The organism is Nostoc sp., assembly GCF_036917195.1.
GTDB lineage: Bacteria > Cyanobacteriota > Cyanobacteriia > Cyanobacteriales > Nostocaceae > Nostoc.
The window spans coordinates 1-17,752 of sequence record NZ_JBALDG010000002.1 but is presented as its reverse complement, the minus strand read 5'-3'; the positions used below and the strand labels follow the sequence as shown (position 1 = coordinate 17,752).

Here is a 17,752-nt window from a genome sequence, read left to right as displayed (position 1 = left end):
TTAATTTGTGATTTTTCTACTTTTTTGCTTTGGCTGTTCTCAACTCAGCTTCTCTGAGTTATTTTGTGCTTCTTAGTCTAAAGTCCAGAAGTAAGAACCATCCGCCAAAGGTTCTTCGACCAAGAATTTAACGTTGGCTGGAATTCTTCCTAAATAATCACAACCTTTACTGACTGCTGTTTGCACCATTGTGTAGGAATGTAAACCCCTATCCCACATCAACAACATCTCTGAAGTAACTGAGCGTAATAATCTTAATGCCCGCACTCGCTCTCCAATGCGATATGGGCCGGAGGCGGAGCGTCTTCGGCTCCGCACATTAATGCATCAAATATTATGTGTGTCCCTGCTTCTACCAATATGACTAATCGTACTTTGGGAAATGCTGCTTATGTGCCAAGACTACTACTAGGACGACCAAAAACTCTTGCATTTTCATCGCTGTCTGGAACATCAAAACAAGTACCATCAATAACTATAATTCGTAATCCATTTAAAAATTCTCCCAATGTCTCACCAGTTGCCATTGGTTGTACCAACTGATGGAACAATTGGCTCATTACCCTTGCTCCTAATCTTTGCCTAGCTTGGGTGATAGCTGATTTACACGGGATCTGCGATAGTTCGATGACTTGAGGGTGCGATCACCCTTGCTCCAAAACTCAAGCGTGATAGTACGCCTGGGGATAATCCTTACCGTTTTTGGTAATTGTGCGCCAATGAATATTGCCGTTGCCCTTTTCCTTGTGCCGTCGCATTTTACTAGGGTTTACTGCAATACTTAACAGCGATAATATCGATACAATTGGGCGGTTGACAACTTTTGCTTAACAATAGCGATCGTAAGTACCTGCTGCGTCAATTACTTGAATTCGGGCGAGCGCATAGACATCTTTACTAGGAAACAATATGGCAGATATCAGCGGTAATTGGTTAGGAACTTATTGGCAAGATGACATCCCTAGTCGCTTTGAAGCAACCTTTGTTCAGAGTGCAAATACTTTCAGTGGTTCGATTTTGGATGACAACTATTTAGGAGAAGCTCAGGCCAATGGTGAGGTAATTGGGCGTACTGTCAGTTTTACTAAACATTATTTAGTCACCTCACCTGTACCAGTTACATATACAGGCATAGTCTCAGAAAATGAAGATTATATGCAAGGAAAATGGAATATAGGTTCGCAGTATTCTGGCTTATGGGAAGCCCGACGCGGTGGAGAGAACCTGATTGTAGATTTACAAACTCGGCTTGAACAGCAAACTTCATTGACGATGACTTAATCCCTCGCATAAATCCCTACCTTATCCCCAGCTTTTTTTATTGTGTAATTTTCGACTCCAAAACATTCAACAATTTTTCTTCCAACAGTTCTCGGTAGTTGAAAGGTGTGAGCCATTTCAAAATCAAATTTAACTTTGACTTTTGTCGTAAGCGCTGCTCAATTTGTAGATTAATCTTCCTTCAATCTGGCTATTAAGATTTTGATGATGGCTAAAGTATTCTTCAAGGACATTCTGGCAAGATGTTGAAATTACCTTAGCATTATCTAATTTTGTCAAGTCTTCAATTGTTATGCCTAGACTATGTAATGAATTTTTATAATGATATTCCTCTATACAGATAGTGTATTGAGCGTCAGCTTGTACAGGTTGTCCATTAATGCTCAAAGATTCAAGCTGATTTTGGGAATCACTGTAAACTGCTTGAATACCTTTGCTGACCTGAAAACAACAACTTTCACCGGGTATTCTGTTTTCCTGTCTCATAATATGTGCGAATATCTTAGTAAGCTGTACGCCTGTAACTTTCAGTTTAAAAAGTACATCGTCGTAAGGAAAAACTTCTTTAATATCGCTGAGTGTAACTAGCGGCCCTAATTTTGTTCTTCGGATTGAACCACTTCCTATCAAAGTTACATCCAATATATCTAATTGGTCAACAATATCAACAATTAAATTACCCAATTCCGTTTCTTCTTCACGCTTAGGATGGGTCAGTTTACGTGCTAATCGTCCAATAAGTCGATTATATTTGCGATCAACTTCTTCTTGAAAAATCGTAATCAACTTTTCAATGTCTGGATCTGGTTCAGCCAAATTATTATCTACAGGCAGGAGTTGCCACTGCCATTCTACAATGCTGTTAGTGTCGTCATCTACTACAATATCGAAGCGTCCAATTTGGTCTGTGCCAATTCCAGCTTGTGCGATTAGAATATTGTTAACTTGGGCAGGTTGCTCTAAAAATGTATGCGAGTGTCCGCCAATAATTATATCTACACCCCATTCCGGATCTAGCAATGCCGCTAGTTTTTTATCTTCTTCAAAACCGATGTGAGTGAGCAAAATTGTTAAGTCAATATCCTCATTCTTGTAAGCGTTGCAAATTTTGCCAACTTCTAAGGAGGCATCTTCAAGACTTACGAATGTACCAATACTTATGTCACGTTTTAATGTCTTCAGAGCTTCTTCCGTTATAATCCCGATGAACATAATATCGAATCCATCTACATTCAGGATAAGATAGGGAGTCATCAAACGTTTATTATACTTTTTGATATACAAATTGGCATTCACAATCGGGAAATTTGCCATCTTTTCTAAGAACAGTAAGTGAGGCAATCCATAATCCAATTCGTGATTCCCCAGAGTTACTACATCTGGAGCAAGGTAATTCATGATCTCTATAGTTGAAAGACCTTTATATTCCTTATCAATAATAGAACCCTGGAGCATATCACCAGAAATTACAAAAAGCACGTTTTTCTCTGACTGGCGCACCTTATTGATATAGCCAGAAAGCAGCGACACTCCACCAATCAGATGACCCTCTTCACCCCCAGCCTCTGCCAAAAAGTCTCCATGCATATCATTGGAATGCAAAATAGTGAACTTTTTAAATCGCTCTGTGGTCATCATCATCTTTTCCCTTTGTGAAATTAATAGACTAATCTTCTATATTGTTTAAAAGGTGCATTCTTGCATGAAACAGCTTTGGTCTCTACAAGGGTTTCAGGCAACGAATAATTAATTTCTGGAGATATCTAATTGGAATCTAGTTCATGACGGCTACTTATAAGGTTTTGAGAGATGTGATGAGAAACCTGGGTTTAAGATAATCGGCAATAAATTCACCATACTTTTCCCTCATATCAGCAGAAAGAAACTTGAATCCACGAGCTTTTAATCGACAGTTAGATAAGCCACAGGCACATTCTGGAACAGCAATAGAAATATACTCTGTTGTCTCGTAGTCGAACGTAATCTCACACCCTGAAGGAATATCAACCAATGCTATGAAATCATCTGCTGCGAACTCATTATTTCTAACCCCTATATTTGGGCTACAAGAATGATTGATCAATTGTCCCGGTTCATCTATTTCTATATGCAAATCAAAGTCTACCTGCAAAGAGTGATTAATTCTCTGTGGTAGAATCATGACTCTGCATCCAGTCACGACTGTTTCACCCTTAAAGAAACTGCGGTTAGCAAAGACGCTTCTTCTTTTATGTGTCAGCTTCACTTCGACATTGGTAAAAATTTCTAAGTTCATAAGTTAGGTAGCCCAAATAAGAGTGAATACATCATCAAACCGTTGACACCATTTTTCAAAGCATGGAGGCATGGTTAGGGAAGTTGTCTTTTTCATCGAGGATCATTTTGACGTGAAAGCTACGCTGACAAAATATTATACCCTTTTTTATTCTTCTGTTTTGTCTAAGTTCCAATAACAGAAAAACTTACAGCATTTCCGTGACAATGCTAAATAGATTGAGCGTCCGATATTGATTACTAAAAATTTTGGCAAATTCCTTAGAGTAAAATGGTTGGCTACGGTAGACAAATCCTTCAGCAATATTATAACGGGTTAAATCAGAAAAACTTTGAGCGATCGCCTGTTCTTGCTTCTCGTTTTGAGGAATTACAATAGTATAAAAAACCTCGGATATTTCCTCATACTTAAGATAACGCCGAAACATTCCATTCAGTTCAATATTAATCAGTTTTTCTGGTTCTGAAATATTTTTATCAATCCTAATGAGTATGTTAATCAAGTCCTGTAATTGAATTATCTGTTCAGTTGGAGGAGAGGTTGCCAAGAAGTTATCAACATCTTGCCGCAGCCGAATAAAGTTCGTATCTGAATCATAGCTTCGTGACTGAAGCATATTCCAAGAAAATTCAATATTCCATTTCTTAGCAAATGTATCAATAAATTTTCGTTCCCGTTCATCCAGCCTTTCATCAATTAATGCAATCTGGCATAAAATATCAATGATTGTTTTATGCTGAGGCGGTTTAAATAAAGCTATTGCTAAATCTCCAACTTCCTTTCGCTCTAAATTGAGAGCTCGCTTCAGCAATGTGAAAAAGCCTTTATGACGTTCTCCTGGAACCCATAGTTCTATTCCCACTGAAATATTAAATGTCACGAGCAATAGATATAGAACCTCTTGAATAAATCCCTGCCACTGGCCAACAAACAGATAATTTAATGTGAATAGGCAACTTGGCACCATACTAACAAACATCGCCGCAATCGAAATACTCTCAGCAACCGTTTTATCATGCTTGCGCTTCCAGAGCTTGTTAGCCCGCAGATAAACGTCTGTAATAGCGAATCCAAGTGAAGCAAATGTCAAATAGAAAATTAGTTGCTTAAAGAATTCCATGTTTAAGTAAGTTCCTTTTTACGATCGCCAGTAATCACACTTATGAAATAACTAGTGAATAATAGTCACTAGCTACTAACCTAAAATTAAGAGAGAGCGACTCTACAAGAGAAGCTTAGAGTTTGGCGGTTATGAATAGGTGCTTCAAATCTTCAATCAAGCTAGTAAAAAATTTGCCTTCATCTACCTGCAACGCCACCCAGGCATTTGCTGCTGTTTTTGGTGCAGGACGACTATCAATCAATGTCTGTCCTAGTGTCCACTGTCCCTTTGTTTCAACCCGGATTTTTGCTCTTTTCAACATCAGGGTTTCTGGATAAAACAAGTATCCTAGTGTTGCCGCATCATGAACAAGAAAACCTGGAATTCCTGCTGTCTCTCGATAATCCAAGGCTGTGCCAATCATGAACTCACAAAGATTTGTCAAGAACTGAGAAAGTTTACTCTCTGGATTCGCGTGAGTGACTGCCACAGCCATATCTCGCGTGAAAATTAAGCGTCGGGTTACATCCAACGGCAACACAACGATATCGTCTCGGCTATCAAATACTGTCTGAGCAGCTTCAACATTAAACCAAATATTGAATTCAGCATGGGGAGTAACATTACCAGGACAGAAGAAAGCACCCCCCATAATCACGATTTCCTTGGCTTTTTTAAGGATGCCGGGACTTTTTGTTTCTGCTGCTGCGAGGTTGGTCAGGGGTGCGATCGCTAAAATGGTAATTTCCCCCGGAGCAGCATTCAACTCATCGATAATCAGTTCATCGGAGTAGGGAGCGTCTTCAATGCTGTGGGTGGCGGCGGGTAAAGTGTGAGAAAGATTGCCCATCCCATCCGATCCATGAATATGGGTAGCATCTTCTATAATTTCTCTTTTTGCAGGGACACCGCGACCCACTTTAATCTGTGGGAATCCTGCTAAATTTAAAATCTGGTTAGAACTAGAGAACGTGCATTTAGCAGCAATATTGCCATCTGCGGAAGTAACAGCGACAAGTTCAGCGAGTCCTCGTTTTACCAAGCTCAGAAGCCACAGGAAGGTATAGATATCATCTCCACCTGGGTCAGTGTCGAGAATAATTTTGTGATGAGTAAGTTGAGTTGTCATAAAAAAAATTGCTCCAGTAAAAGATGATTATATAAAAGTTTAGTTAGCTATTATCAAAAGCATATTTTTGCAGGGTTATCATGTTAATTGCTGCTTCACATTACTTCAAACAATTACATAAATGTCATATATTTTTCTTTGTTATCAAATATTTTTAGTTAGTGCTTTACAGACTAGTTTTTTGCGCCTGTTGCATGTTCAATTGACACCCTGTTTTCAAGTGGTAGTAGATAGCGTTGCATACACGAGCATATATCAGTTGTGCGACGATGTCTACTTTATTTGGCTGATGGAATTAAGAGAGCTACGATTTATCATTCTGAGTCCATAAGGTTTATGGAACAAGTCTTTCGAGCCATTATTTATATCTACAATACTGCTTATACAGGATTTTAGATTGCAATTTTAATTAATTAATGACCTTGAGATTGACTTTATAAATAGCCTTTTATATAGTCAAATTTATGATATTTATGACTTGACATTAAGAGCAGTTAGTGTAATAGTATCTTCAATAGAGTGAGAGCAAGGTAAAATATATTACATTTATGTGGTTGTTTGATTTTATAAAAAGGTGCTTTAATGATGAAATACAGTAAGTATTTGCAAAAGTTTATTTGAGAAACTATTATTTAGTACTTCAATTTTTATTCCTTTATATTGAAATTTTTTAACTTTTGCAAATATCAGCTTATTCGGTTTGCTCCAAAAGAAAAAAGGAAAAAACTATGAGTAAGCAAGCGCGTCCAATATTTGTTGCTGATTTAGTTATCGTCATCGATACTAGTCCAGCAATTAAAGACGTTGCAAAACTTGAGTGCGAAGAAAATCCAAGGGAAAGACAGGTAATTTCTGAAGTGCTTACTGGATAATGATATTGATGAAATAACTGAAAATGAAACGTTCAACCCTATGCTATGAAAGGATTATCAGACTTTAGATGCGTATGCTTTAGAAGAAAACCTTAGAACTAAGCGGCCTATTTTTGTTGGCAATCTAGACAAAATGGATAACGATCCTTCTCCTCTGCATGAGTTAATTTCTCACGTTTTATCTTCAGAGGAATCAAAATTAAAGATTTCAAAAAGCTTATTGCCATTAGGCACGATGCAAGCACTAAATCAACGCTTAATGGATCAACCTTTATTGAATTTTATTAACGCTACTCTCCGCGGGATTGGTCAAGTCATTTTTGTCAACAATCCTGTGAGCGGTCTACTATTTTTAATTGCCATGTTTATTCAGGCTCCTTGGTTGGGGACAATGAGCTTGCTGGGAACTGCGATCGCAACATTAACAGCAATTATTTTACAAAAACACTTTGCGAAAAATTTCCAGATCAATCGGGATGACATTCAAAATGGCATTTTTGGTCTGAATGGATTACTCACCGGAGCGACGATCGCATCGTTGGGGCTATTTGGTAATGGCACATGGAATCTGAATTGGGCGATCGCAGTGGTTGTATTCGCCTCTGTCTCCACGGTATTAATGGAAACTGTGGGAGTCTGGTTTGCTAGTCAGTTCCGAGTAGCGCCACTCGGTATTCCATATCATATTGCGGTACTAAGTTTTGTGATTCTCGTGCTGTTTCTACCCCAAACTTTCTTCGATTTTGGGTCGTTACCGCCTGTTTCTTCTAGTCAATTTAACGGTTTGCAACTCGCTCAATCGTTACCGCTCAGTGTTGGGCAGGTGTTTTTTTCTAATAGCTGGGTTATAGGAATTTTGGTTATTCTGGGGATTGTCATCTGCACCCCAATTAGTGCTATTGTTGGCTTGCTGGGATGCGTAATGTATTTACTTGCAGGTTTGCTGTTGCAAGTGACTCCTGACGATTTGTATACAGGGCTATGGGGTTACAATTCTGTCCTAACAGCGATCGCCATTGGTGGAGTATTCTACACGCCAAATTTATTCAGTATTTGTATTGGTCTGGGTTGTGCCTTTGTTGCATCGCTTGCTAGTTGGGGCTTGGCAGCTTTATTTGCTCCGCTGAAATTGCCCGTACTGGCGCTACCATTTGTAATTGTAACCATTGGCTGTTTTCTGATTTTACGGCGATCGCTACCCTCACTCGTGCCGGTGGCATTGCATACAGTTGCCAGTCCCGAAGAACATCGGCAACGGTTTTTAGTAGCAAAGCGGATTATTTCTAACTTTCGTCGTCACCTTGCAGCCGCGATCCAAAGCAAGCCGCGCCAACTGCTGTTTAAACAAGCGTCTTCTACCTTTAAAGGAGACTTGCGCTATATCTTCGATGCCATCGACCAAGACCAAAGTGGGCATCTATGTATTGAAGAATTAACCAATCATTTAAATCAGGCAGGAAAGGCGCTGTCGGATAACGAAATCACGCTGTTATTCACAAGTATGGATAGCGATCGCAGCAACACAATCGACTTTGAAGAATTCGGTGAGTTAATGCTGCGCCATCGTCAGTTGATGGCAGAATACAACGATTTTCTCACTTATTTTTTACCAATCGATGCTGATGAAGACAATCTCATCAGCCTTAATGAAATGAATATCGCAATCGCAAGCGTCGGAGAATCGCCGCTGACAAAAGATGAAATTACATTTTTACGTGATCGCACAGCAGGGCAACTATTGACTTGGAATCAATTTATTGAAGCGATACTAGTGATTTAAAGAGCGATGTCTACGACGGGCTACGCCTACGCAGCTTAGGCATCTTTCGACAGAACAACTCAATGTGTTGAATTTTATTAGTGCAGAGAATTTTTATATGTGGCATCTTAGCTTTGAATTGTTAACATTTTATTTTATTCCTCATGGTCATTGCTATCTTTGGAAACCTGGTTTAGTTTCGCTACACGTTATCTCTGACGCACTCATTGCCCTATCTTATTACTCTATTCCCATTACACTTTTCTACTTCGTTAACAAGCGTAAGGATTTGCCTTTTAATTGGATTTTTCTACTATTTAGTGGATTTATCGTAGCTTGTGGCACTACTCACATCATGGAGATTTGGACGCTTTGGTTTCCAACTTATTGGGTATCAGGATTAATCAAAGCGCTAACAGCAATAATATCTGTATTTACAGCCGTACAACTTATCCCCTTAGTTCCACAAGCCTTAGCACTTCCTAGCCCAGCTGAATTAGAACGAGCAAATCAAGAAATCAAACTCTTAAATGAAAAACTCACAGCCGAAAATCTCCGAATGGGTGCTGAACTAGAGGTGACTAAACGGTTGCAACAGATGATTCTGCCTCAACCGGAAGAATTGGAAATTGAAGGACTCGACATTGCCGGATACATGGAACCTGCTGATGAAGTCGGTGGTGACTACTACGATGTACTACATACCGACGGAGTTACTACCCTTGGTATTGGTGACGTGACTGGACACGGCTTAGAAAGCGGAATTTTGATGGTGATGACCCAAACAGCCGTGCGAACCCTCAAAGAAATACGGGAGTATGACTCGGTGAAGTTCCTTGATGCACTCAACCGCACTATATACAAAAATGTGCAGCGGTCAAATGATATGCCCTGGCAAGGCAAATCTCTGAAGAACTTGGAGAAACTGCTACCCGGACTCAAAGTAGACATTCAGTAGGGTTTATAGCCATTCTTGCACCACTGCACACAGTCAAAGCCAATGCTGTCTTTGCCATACATCATTGGTAAATGGACTTAAAGATAATGTTGAAAGAACTTTTACCATTTCAAGCCAATACCTGGAGTTTTTTTCTGAGTAGCGTAGTGCTGACAATCGCCGGTACAATACTCCTTTACATCATTTTATTTTATATTCTGCGTTCAATCTTCCGTAAATTTGAACGAGACATCGCCCTGGTAACGCTAAATGTATCTGCGTATCCGGCTCTGGCGGTTTTTATTCTAGGCATTCTGAAATTTACCTTTCATCAGTTGCCCTCCGTGAAGCTGATTGATGGTATTGAAAATTTATTGGCAGCTGGTTTAATTGTTTCGATTAGTTACTGGATTGTTCAACTTTTTACTCAGGTTTTCATTTATTACCTGCGAGGGTATACCCAAGAAACTGAATCGATGTGGGATGATGTGCTTTTACCCCTGCTAGAAGCAGTTGTTCCCGTCATCGTTTTCACGTTAGCCACTGTTTTTGTGCTGAAATCCCTTGGTGTGGATCTAACAGGAATTTGGGTGGCTTTGGGTGGAGCAACTTTTGTAATTGGCTTTGCAGCTCAGGGAATTTTAGCTAACTTTTTTAGTGGAGTTGTATTACTGATTGATACTCCTTTTCAGTTTGGCGATGTGTTGCTGCTGGACAATGGCTCCATTGCTATGCTGCGGAAAATTGGAGTGCGAGTAACTCAACTGTATATACCATCTAAGCATTGTGATATTTATATCCCCAATAGCACACTGCAAAGTCAAAACATTACAAATCTCAGCCGTCCGACCTCGTACTATCATTACTCTACCGACATGAAACTGCCGATCGCGCTGAATGTTGAAGAAACAAAGCAGGTGATGGTAGAGGTGATCCAGGCTCATCCCGATACTTTAGGCGATATTGACCAGAAATTAATACAGATTGATCGCTACTATCAGTTAGAAGGATTAGAAAACCAGCAGAAGATTGGTAAATTGCGTCTGCTTGCCGAACAGGAAGTGAATTTCAAATTGGAAGAAATTACACCTGCACTTGAAGCACTTGTTGTCACCTTGCAGTTTGCTGAAAAAGGTGGCATGACCAACGAGGAAATTGAAAATGTACAACAAGAGTATCGAGAAATTTTAAGCGCGATCGGTCTAGAAGTTGTCACCGAAATCTACGGCAATCGTTCAGTTTTTACACTTAAAGAGAATCGTTCTAAAGATAGCTTGATTGAACTGATCCGAAATTGGTATCGCATTTACATTCGGGATTTTCATCTTTTAGATAACGATAGCAGCATTATTACTGAAGAATGGGAACGCAAAATCAATTTGTTAAAGCGGAGAGTCCAGCGTTTATATCAAAAAATTTCTAATCCTCAAAGTGAAGAAACTCGGTTAGATGATTACGTAATGGAACTGAACCGATGGTTACGAGAACGGTTTAAAGAACCCCGACAAAAGTGGCAGGAACCGCAAGTTTTAATCAAAGGAATCGAAAATAGTGACGCGATAACTTACGTTCAGTTCAACCTGAATTTCTTTGTTGATGATATCAGGTTAGAAAACGGTCGTCGGGGCGATCGCGTCAGCAGCCAGATTTATGAAGAGGTTGTGCGATACCTCAAATACAGCGCCACCGAAGCAATTGAACCTCTAGCGAAGTCTAACGCAACTATCACTGTCCAAAACGATAACTTATAATTCACACTGACACCATGATTACCTCTAACTTACAACCGAAACCAACGCTTGATGCTGCACAGCGCACTCTGATGGCTGAAGCTTTCCAAGTTGCTCGTCATATCACAAATGGTAGTGGAGATACTCATTCACAACAACGATGGCAGCAACGGCTTTATGAATTACAAGCAACATTACAAGGATTTGCCCATCCGATTTGTCGTGAGGATTGTCCAGTAGAAACTATCCCAGTTAATGTCCGTCAAGCGTTTGCGGAAGCGATCGCCTTACTCAAGCACTACTACGAGGTGGGGGGTGCTGTTTGGCAGGGAACTGTATCATCTACCACATTGAGCCAGTACAAAGTTGAAGCAACACCAGCTGAGTCGTTCAGATTTGCCATCCCTCAACTCTGCCAGCAGTTTCAGTTAGCAACTGAAGTTCAAGAACAAATGATGACACTGTTGCAGACGGTCGATTGTAAGGTCGTTGAGCAAAAGCAGATCGTTCAGGCAGCCCTGACGAATGTCGGTTTACTACCTAACTTAAAAAGTGCGCCGCCTGCTGCACCACTAGTTTTATTTCAACATTTGTTTGGAGACATTCCCATTCCAGTTGAGGCGATCGCAGTTCTGTTCACAGAAACTCAGATTTACTTTTGTATTGATTATTCTGACAATCAACTGCGTGATTCAGCTTTGTGGGAACAGCTATTAGATATTGAACGCGAGCAAATCCAACAGTTTTTAGAATCTCTTGGTAACTTTAAGTTTGAACAATTCCGTCACTTTCCCTCGTTTAGCTTTAGCGATCCAGCAAGCATTGATGCTGCTTGGAGCTATCGTTTGGCTCAAGCAATTAATTTCAGCCAACCGCAAATTCTCCAAACCCTGAGTCATTCAGTGAGTATTCTGCCTACGAAAGATGCTGAAAAGTATTTACTGCATGACATTTGGGGACATAACTGGCAGTCCATACTGACTCAATTTCGAGGCGACTATCAGATATTGGCAAGCTGTAGCGATCCACTACGACCGGCTGAAACTGCCTATACCGATTATGGGCCGTTGACTTGTCGAGAAATTTTTCAGCGCCAGGGAGAACAAGTATCCGTCGATTCAGAACGAGCAAGGCTATTTTTTCAAGGAGAAGTACGGCAACGCTTGGGGCTAATGTTTACTCATTTAATCGGTGAAATGGTTGCAGATGTAGCAGAGTTCAAATTCATCTGGGATCGCCCAGAATTGAGCGAACAACTTCCATGTTCTTCCTCACTCAAAGAAAACCCGACAAAACTGGATTTTGCATTTGCAGATTTAGACTTTTTATTTTTGCGAGTACTGCAACCGTTGCTAGATGTCAAGCTATCGAGCTTTGAAGAATCAATCTTAGAACAAGAGTTGCTAGCAGAGTGGGGCAGGTTGGGAGAGTCTATCCAGTCACTAGAAGCGCGAGTCAGTTTGAAACAAGCAATCGCCCAACTTTACCAAATTTTCTTTGAAGAGTATTGGCTGACTTGCTTGCCGACAATCACAGGCAATACCAGCATCTACGCTGATGTAATAGCTAATTTGGTTCACCTGCAAAATGTTATCAATACTCTGTTTACAGACGTTAGCTTACATACTTTATCTGATGTTCCATTCCAAACCTTATTGCTTTTATTCATGGGGTGCTATTGCAGTGGCGATAGTTATGAAGAGTTTTGGCAAGTTGACGATGCGATCGCCCAATACTTTATTCCCTGCTACCGTCAGCTAAATCAGTTGATTAGTAACTAAAAGGGACTGGGGATTAGGGATTGTAGGTTAGGTGTCAAATCGAAAAATTATCGTGGGAGCTTTTACCCACCACCAAATTTTAAAAACTTTTTCCCAGTCCCCAGTCCCCAGTACCCAGTACCCAGTCTCCGGCGAAATTCTCATATTTAGTAGAGGTTGAAGCATGACAAGCCAATTTGCATCTCCAAATGGTATAGGTAAAAATAATCAACTTGGCAAACTCTCTAATTTTGGAGAAATGCCCGGACTTGAAGGTTTGGGAACTCGTTCAGTTGAGGCATGGTTTTTAGGAGTAAAAGCAGAAAATGCTGATTTACTTGAGAGTTTAATTGTAGAAGCAATTCGTGACCACACATTTTGGAGGCGAAACTTTCATCCTGGCGATCCAACTTACATCACCGAACAAATTAAGCGACAGCCTGAATACATAGAGGCAATTGATACTCTTAAGGAAAGTTACCGCTCGTTGCTAGCGTTTTTGAAGAAGTCCGTACCATTCTTTAGTATGCGCTACCAAGGGCATATGCTTTGGGATATGACAATGCCATCTATCTTGGGCTACTTTGCGGCAATGCTGTACAACCCCAACAATGTGGCTTTTGAAGCCTCAACAGCAACAACGCTTTTGGAAATATTGGTAGGAGACGACCTTTGCCGGATGCTGGGATACACCATACCAAATGAGGCAGAAATCGAAAAAGGGGCTATTCGTCCTTGGGGACATATTACCTGTGGGGGAACTGTTGCTAACATTGAGGCGATTTGGTCAGCCAGAAACCTAAAATTTTATCCTCTTGCCTTGCAAGCAGCTTTGCAAAATGAAGCTTTACTTTCAGCTGCCAAAGACATCGAAATTTCCCTACCCACTGGGGAGTCAAAACCTCTGATTGAACTAGACACTTGGTCAATGCTCAACCTCAAAGGCGATGACATTCTAGCGTTGCCGATTCGTCTTTATCAAGAGTATCAGATTAAGAGCGAAACTCTAACAAAAGTATTATCTAAGTATTCATTGCAAAACCTGGGAATGGCAGAGTTTTCACGCCGCTTTTTGAGCGATATCAACTCTTTACCTGTATTCTTAGTACCAGCCACCAAACACTACTCATTTCCCAAAGCAGCCGCTTTGCTGGGAATTGGAGCGTCAAATTTGATTGACGTTCCTGTGGATGAAGATGCCAGGATGAGTATCATTGAAGTTAAAAAGATTCTTCAAGATTGCCTAGCCCAGCGTAGACCAGTCTATACAGTTGTTTGTGTCATGGGAAGCACCGAAGAAAGTGCAACTGACCCTCTTAAAGATGTTCTTGACCTGCGAGAAGAATTACGCTCCCAAGGACTAGAATTTACTATTCATGCTGATGCGGCTTGGGGCGGTTATTTTGCCTCCCTGCTTCGCGAAGATGAGACGAACACACCACAACTGACTAAAACAAAAGAAGAACTGATTACTGAGATTGGATTAAGTTCATATGTTACCCAGCAATTCCAAGTTTTAAATAATGCTGATTCAATAACGGTAGATCCTCATAAATCTGGCTATATTCCATACCCAGCTGGGGTGCTGTGCTACCGCAATTCCGCAATGCGGGATTTGGTAACATTTGCTGCTCCCTATATGTACCACGGGGAAGCAGAACCCACAGTTGGCATCTATGGGTTGGAAGGGTCAAAGCCAGGAGCTGCTGCTGCTTCGGTATATCTCAGCCATAAGGTTATTCGCCCTACAAAGAGTGGATACGGCAGAATCATTAGCAAGGCTCTATTTAACTGTAAAAAATTATATGCGCGGCTCTTATGTATGGCGCGTCCAGAAGACCGATTTATTGTCGTTCCTGTACTTCGACTTCCCGCAGAAATTTCTGGTTCTGATGTAGAACAACAGATTCAATTCATTCGAGACAGAATCGACCGAGCAAGTAACGATCGACTTCTCGCTGATAAAGAAGCACTGCAACTGCTTTCGGAAATCGGCCCAGACCAAAACATCATAACTTACGCCTTTAATTTCAAATATCCAGATGGTTCCCTTAACACAGATTTAGCTTTGGTAAACCGTCTCAATAGAGCTATCTATGAGCAACTAAGTATCAAACCAGGTGAGGATATCTACGGTTATAAACTCATTGTCAGTACTACAGATTTTGACGCTGCTCATTACGGTGAAGTTTTCATCGAACATTATAAACAGCGTCTATTAGGAGTATCTGGAGTCACAGGTTCTTCGATCACTGTACTGCGTTCTACAGTACTCGATCCGTGGTTAGCAGAAACATCAAAAGGTTCATTTATCGATGTCCTTGAACATGAGTTTCGTCAGGCGGTTTCTGATTCTCTGTTCCGAGATGCACTTCTCCAGATATTTGAAGATGTTGACAAGAATCAAGATGGAGTTTTGGAAATCTCTGAAATTGCGGAGAAATTCAAAACCTTAGGCTATACAGACGAAGACATCAATGTATTCTGGAACATGAGCGATGTTAACAAAGATAGTACTTTGTCGATGGAAGAATTTATCCAGCACTTCTCGCACTTTTTAGTGTTGTCACTTCCGGGTTAATTAGGTGATTTTACACAATTACGGATAAAAACAAAGAATTATAGCACAATTCAGGAGCGGAGCAAGGAAAGCTCCGCTTGGCGAATAGGAAAATCTGAGCATAGGCAATTTTCACAAATCAATTCGATAAATTCCCACAATCATTTTCAGTAGACCGAAAAGTTCTGCGATCGCTAAAAAATAGTAGTCTGTGATACCGTTTTTTCAAAAAAGTGCAAAAGCTGAAAGACTTGGATAAATAATAATTTTAGCTTATTAATAAACTCCAAAAACCAACAAACATCAGCCGGACGCTAAATAAACTTCGCAGGCTACCCCATAGTTGCGGTCTACTGCTTGACGTAAAAATTCAAGCATCTGTTTGAGAGTAAATAGGTGAGAAAAAACTTGTCTAGTACTTCTTTTTAAACGGCTGATATAATGCCATACTAGATAAATCCAAACATTAATAATTAAGAATGCCAAAGCTATAAATAAAAGCCGAATGGTGGGATTTTTAATAGTAGTTTTGATTCCACATTGGTTTTTCATCCGATAACTACTCTCAATCCCGAAACGTAGACGATAGTCATCATGTATAAGCTGCAAAGTTAATTTAACTTTCTAGACAGCGTAAACAAAAAATTCCCGCCCATGCTCTCGTCTTTTACCATTTTTATATGTGCAAACTATCCACACTGGAAAAGTTACTGAACCATATTTATCACTGTTTAAAGTGTAACTGGTTTTGCAACTCCGCTGACCTCTAATTAATTGTTTAGTTCCACCATGTTTGCCTCGGATAATAGCTGGCATTTCAAATGAAATATCCAAAGCTTGCAACCATCTGATTACAGGTACACAGAAGAACTCCCTATCTAAATATAATCGTTCAATTCTCAGGTTTAATGGCTCAATTATTGCTAAAAGATAAGTGATAATTGCAACCAAAGTATTCTGTTGTTGAACAGCTTTAATGGCTAAAGTTACTCTTTTATGTTTTTTAATGACATAGACAGTAGCATAAGCATAAAATGAACTTGTACCATTTTTCCCTTGACTTCTATAAATATATGGTGCTTCTAATGATGATGGCTCACCATAATATGGAATTAAGTTAAAATCGATGGCAATTTTCTGTTGCCCTTGTCGTATACCTCTTGGCAAACACTTACCTTGAGTCTGAATTGTCAGATTCTCCGTTAAACAGTTAACTACTTCATTCAAGGTTTTACTATCAGTTAGAACTAGGGTAGTTACAGTCATAGCTTGCACCAGATATTTCTCTGGCTCAATCTTCCCGCAACTCCTTGACAAAATTCCTGAAATATAGCAACCGCCATAACAGTTAGGACGCTAGATGTAAGATATACTCCATTGCATCCTGTAGAGATTCATATTGGTCAAGTTGGTTGCGAATGCGACTTTTGAGCCAAGACCAGCATTGCTCAATCTTGTTGAGATCCGGTGAAACAGGGTGTAAGTACAGCAGTTTACAACCTGCTTGCTGAATCAATTGCTCAATACGACCGCCTTTATGGAACGTGGCATTATCAATGACTACCACCTGTCCTGGTTCCAACAGAAGGATTAAGCAGGTTTCTAACCAAATCTCAAATACAATTCGGTTGAAAGAACCTTCAACTGTAAAAGGAGCCATCAGTTGTTGATTAGACAAGGCCGCAATCATATTTACACAGGCCTTGCCGCCGTCCTAACTTCAGTGCATAAAACCGTTGTCCTTTCTCACTCCAGCCATAAGCGTAGTCTTCCCGATTGTCCATACCCGCTTCATCGACATAAACAATCGTTTCATCTGCCTGGATTGTCAACTGTTCTATGAATGCTTGCCGTTTGACCTCATCCCGCTCTTGATAGCCATAGGTCTTTTTTTTCGCGTAAACCCAATTTTCTTCAACGCTTTTGCAATTGTGCGATCGCTAATGTTGCCCTCCCACAGTTGAGCCATCTCCACCTGGGTTTTATCACCATGAGATTTAGCAAAAGCCCGAAATTGATCCCAGTCTGTGATTTTGTGGTTATTTCCAGGCGGATGGTTAGGCTTAGGCTGAACATCTCCGGTTTCGGCTTTGCGCTGTAACCACAGGTTGATAGTATTGCGGCTGATGTTGAAGAGTTGACTGGCTTCGCTTTTCTTCAATCCATCTAACTCGATGGATTGGATCACCATAAGAGCGGAAGTCGTAACTATAGGGTTTAGCCATAGCAAATCAAATGAGAGTAGGTCATGATAATAGACTTGTCGCTAAATAAGAATAAAAAATTATGAAATGCTATTGTGGATTTCACTCTGGCAATTTATGCAGCCATCAAGTAGAAATTCCAT

Annotated in this window: 13 protein-coding genes and 3 pseudogenes; 8 read left to right on the top strand and 8 right to left on the bottom strand. The window is 40.2% G+C overall.

Annotated elements, in window-relative coordinates:
* Positions 1-90 precede the first annotated feature (90 nt).
* A pseudogene (locus V7K40_RS00515) lies at positions 91-635 on the bottom strand (IS4 family transposase); the annotation flags it as partial.
* A gap of 274 nt (positions 636-909) precedes the next feature.
* Between V7K40_RS00515 and V7K40_RS00510 the strand changes: the two are divergent.
* Positions 910-1,281 carry a hypothetical protein gene (locus V7K40_RS00510; protein WP_334955876.1) on the top strand — a complete coding sequence of 124 codons (372 nt, stop codon included), beginning with the start codon at positions 910-912 and terminating at the stop codon, positions 1,279-1,281.
* 129 nt (positions 1,282-1,410) lie between these two features.
* On the opposite strand, the gene V7K40_RS00505 is transcribed toward V7K40_RS00510, so the two are convergent.
* The 4 genes from V7K40_RS00505 to V7K40_RS00490 form a co-directional block, all read right to left on the bottom strand.
* Positions 1,411-2,922 carry a bifunctional UDP-sugar hydrolase/5'-nucleotidase gene (locus tag V7K40_RS00505; RefSeq protein ID WP_334955875.1) on the bottom strand — a complete coding sequence of 504 codons (1,512 nt, stop codon included), beginning with the start codon at positions 2,920-2,922 and terminating at the stop codon, positions 1,411-1,413.
* Between the two features lie 151 nt (positions 2,923-3,073).
* Complete coding sequence (locus V7K40_RS00500) at positions 3,074-3,556, bottom strand: SET domain-containing protein-lysine N-methyltransferase (protein WP_334955874.1); 483 nt, start codon at positions 3,554-3,556, stop codon at positions 3,074-3,076.
* 187 nt (positions 3,557-3,743) lie between these two features.
* Positions 3,744-4,676, bottom strand: a complete 933-nt coding sequence (locus V7K40_RS00495) for a hypothetical protein (RefSeq protein WP_334955873.1) — start codon at positions 4,674-4,676, stop codon at positions 3,744-3,746.
* A 115-nt stretch (positions 4,677-4,791) separates the two neighbouring features.
* Positions 4,792-5,787 (bottom strand): nucleoside hydrolase, encoded by a 996-nt coding sequence (locus tag V7K40_RS00490; protein ID WP_334955872.1) that lies wholly within the window; start codon positions 5,785-5,787, stop codon positions 4,792-4,794.
* Positions 5,788-6,515: 728 nt separating this feature from the next.
* On the opposite strand from V7K40_RS00490, the gene V7K40_RS00485 reads away from it, so the two are divergent.
* The 7 genes and pseudogenes from V7K40_RS00485 to V7K40_RS00455 all read left to right on the top strand — a co-directional run bounded on the left by V7K40_RS00485 (position 6,516) and on the right by V7K40_RS00455 (position 15,426).
* Positions 6,516-6,659: a hypothetical protein gene (locus V7K40_RS00485; RefSeq protein ID WP_334955871.1), complete on the top strand. Its 144-nt coding sequence runs from the start codon at positions 6,516-6,518 to the stop codon at positions 6,657-6,659.
* A gap of 133 nt (positions 6,660-6,792) precedes the next feature.
* On the top strand, positions 6,793-8,439 hold the full coding sequence (locus V7K40_RS00480) for an urea transporter (protein ID WP_334955870.1): 1,647 nt from the start codon (positions 6,793-6,795) through the stop codon (positions 8,437-8,439).
* A 97-nt stretch (positions 8,440-8,536) separates the two neighbouring features.
* A pseudogene (locus tag V7K40_RS00475) lies at positions 8,537-8,959 on the top strand (hybrid sensor histidine kinase/response regulator); the annotation flags it as partial.
* Between the two features lie 18 nt (positions 8,960-8,977).
* Positions 8,978-9,376 (top strand): SpoIIE family protein phosphatase, encoded by a 399-nt coding sequence (locus V7K40_RS00470; protein ID WP_334955877.1) that lies wholly within the window; start codon positions 8,978-8,980, stop codon positions 9,374-9,376.
* Between the two features lie 86 nt (positions 9,377-9,462).
* Positions 9,463-11,106, top strand: coding sequence for a mechanosensitive ion channel family protein (locus V7K40_RS00465; protein WP_334955869.1), 1,644 nt, complete (start codon positions 9,463-9,465; stop codon positions 11,104-11,106).
* Positions 11,107-11,120: 14 nt separating this feature from the next.
* Positions 11,121-12,866: a hypothetical protein gene (locus V7K40_RS00460; RefSeq protein ID WP_334955868.1), complete on the top strand. Its 1,746-nt coding sequence runs from the start codon at positions 11,121-11,123 to the stop codon at positions 12,864-12,866.
* A gap of 163 nt (positions 12,867-13,029) precedes the next feature.
* Positions 13,030-15,426: a pyridoxal-dependent decarboxylase gene (locus V7K40_RS00455; RefSeq protein ID WP_334955867.1), complete on the top strand. Its 2,397-nt coding sequence runs from the start codon at positions 13,030-13,032 to the stop codon at positions 15,424-15,426.
* 282 nt (positions 15,427-15,708) lie between these two features.
* Here V7K40_RS00455 and V7K40_RS00450 read toward each other — a convergent pair whose 3' ends face one another.
* The 3 genes and pseudogenes from V7K40_RS00450 to V7K40_RS00440 form a co-directional block, all read right to left on the bottom strand.
* Entirely contained in the window at positions 15,709-15,957 is a 249-nt protein-coding gene (locus V7K40_RS00450) for a hypothetical protein (RefSeq protein ID WP_334955866.1), read from the bottom strand.
* 72 nt (positions 15,958-16,029) lie between these two features.
* Positions 16,030-16,671, bottom strand: coding sequence for an ISH3 family transposase (locus V7K40_RS00445; protein WP_334955865.1), 642 nt, complete (start codon positions 16,669-16,671; stop codon positions 16,030-16,032).
* 82 nt (positions 16,672-16,753) lie between these two features.
* Positions 16,754-17,630: pseudogene (locus V7K40_RS00440) on the bottom strand (IS630 family transposase).
* Positions 17,631-17,752: the final 122 nt, after the last annotated feature.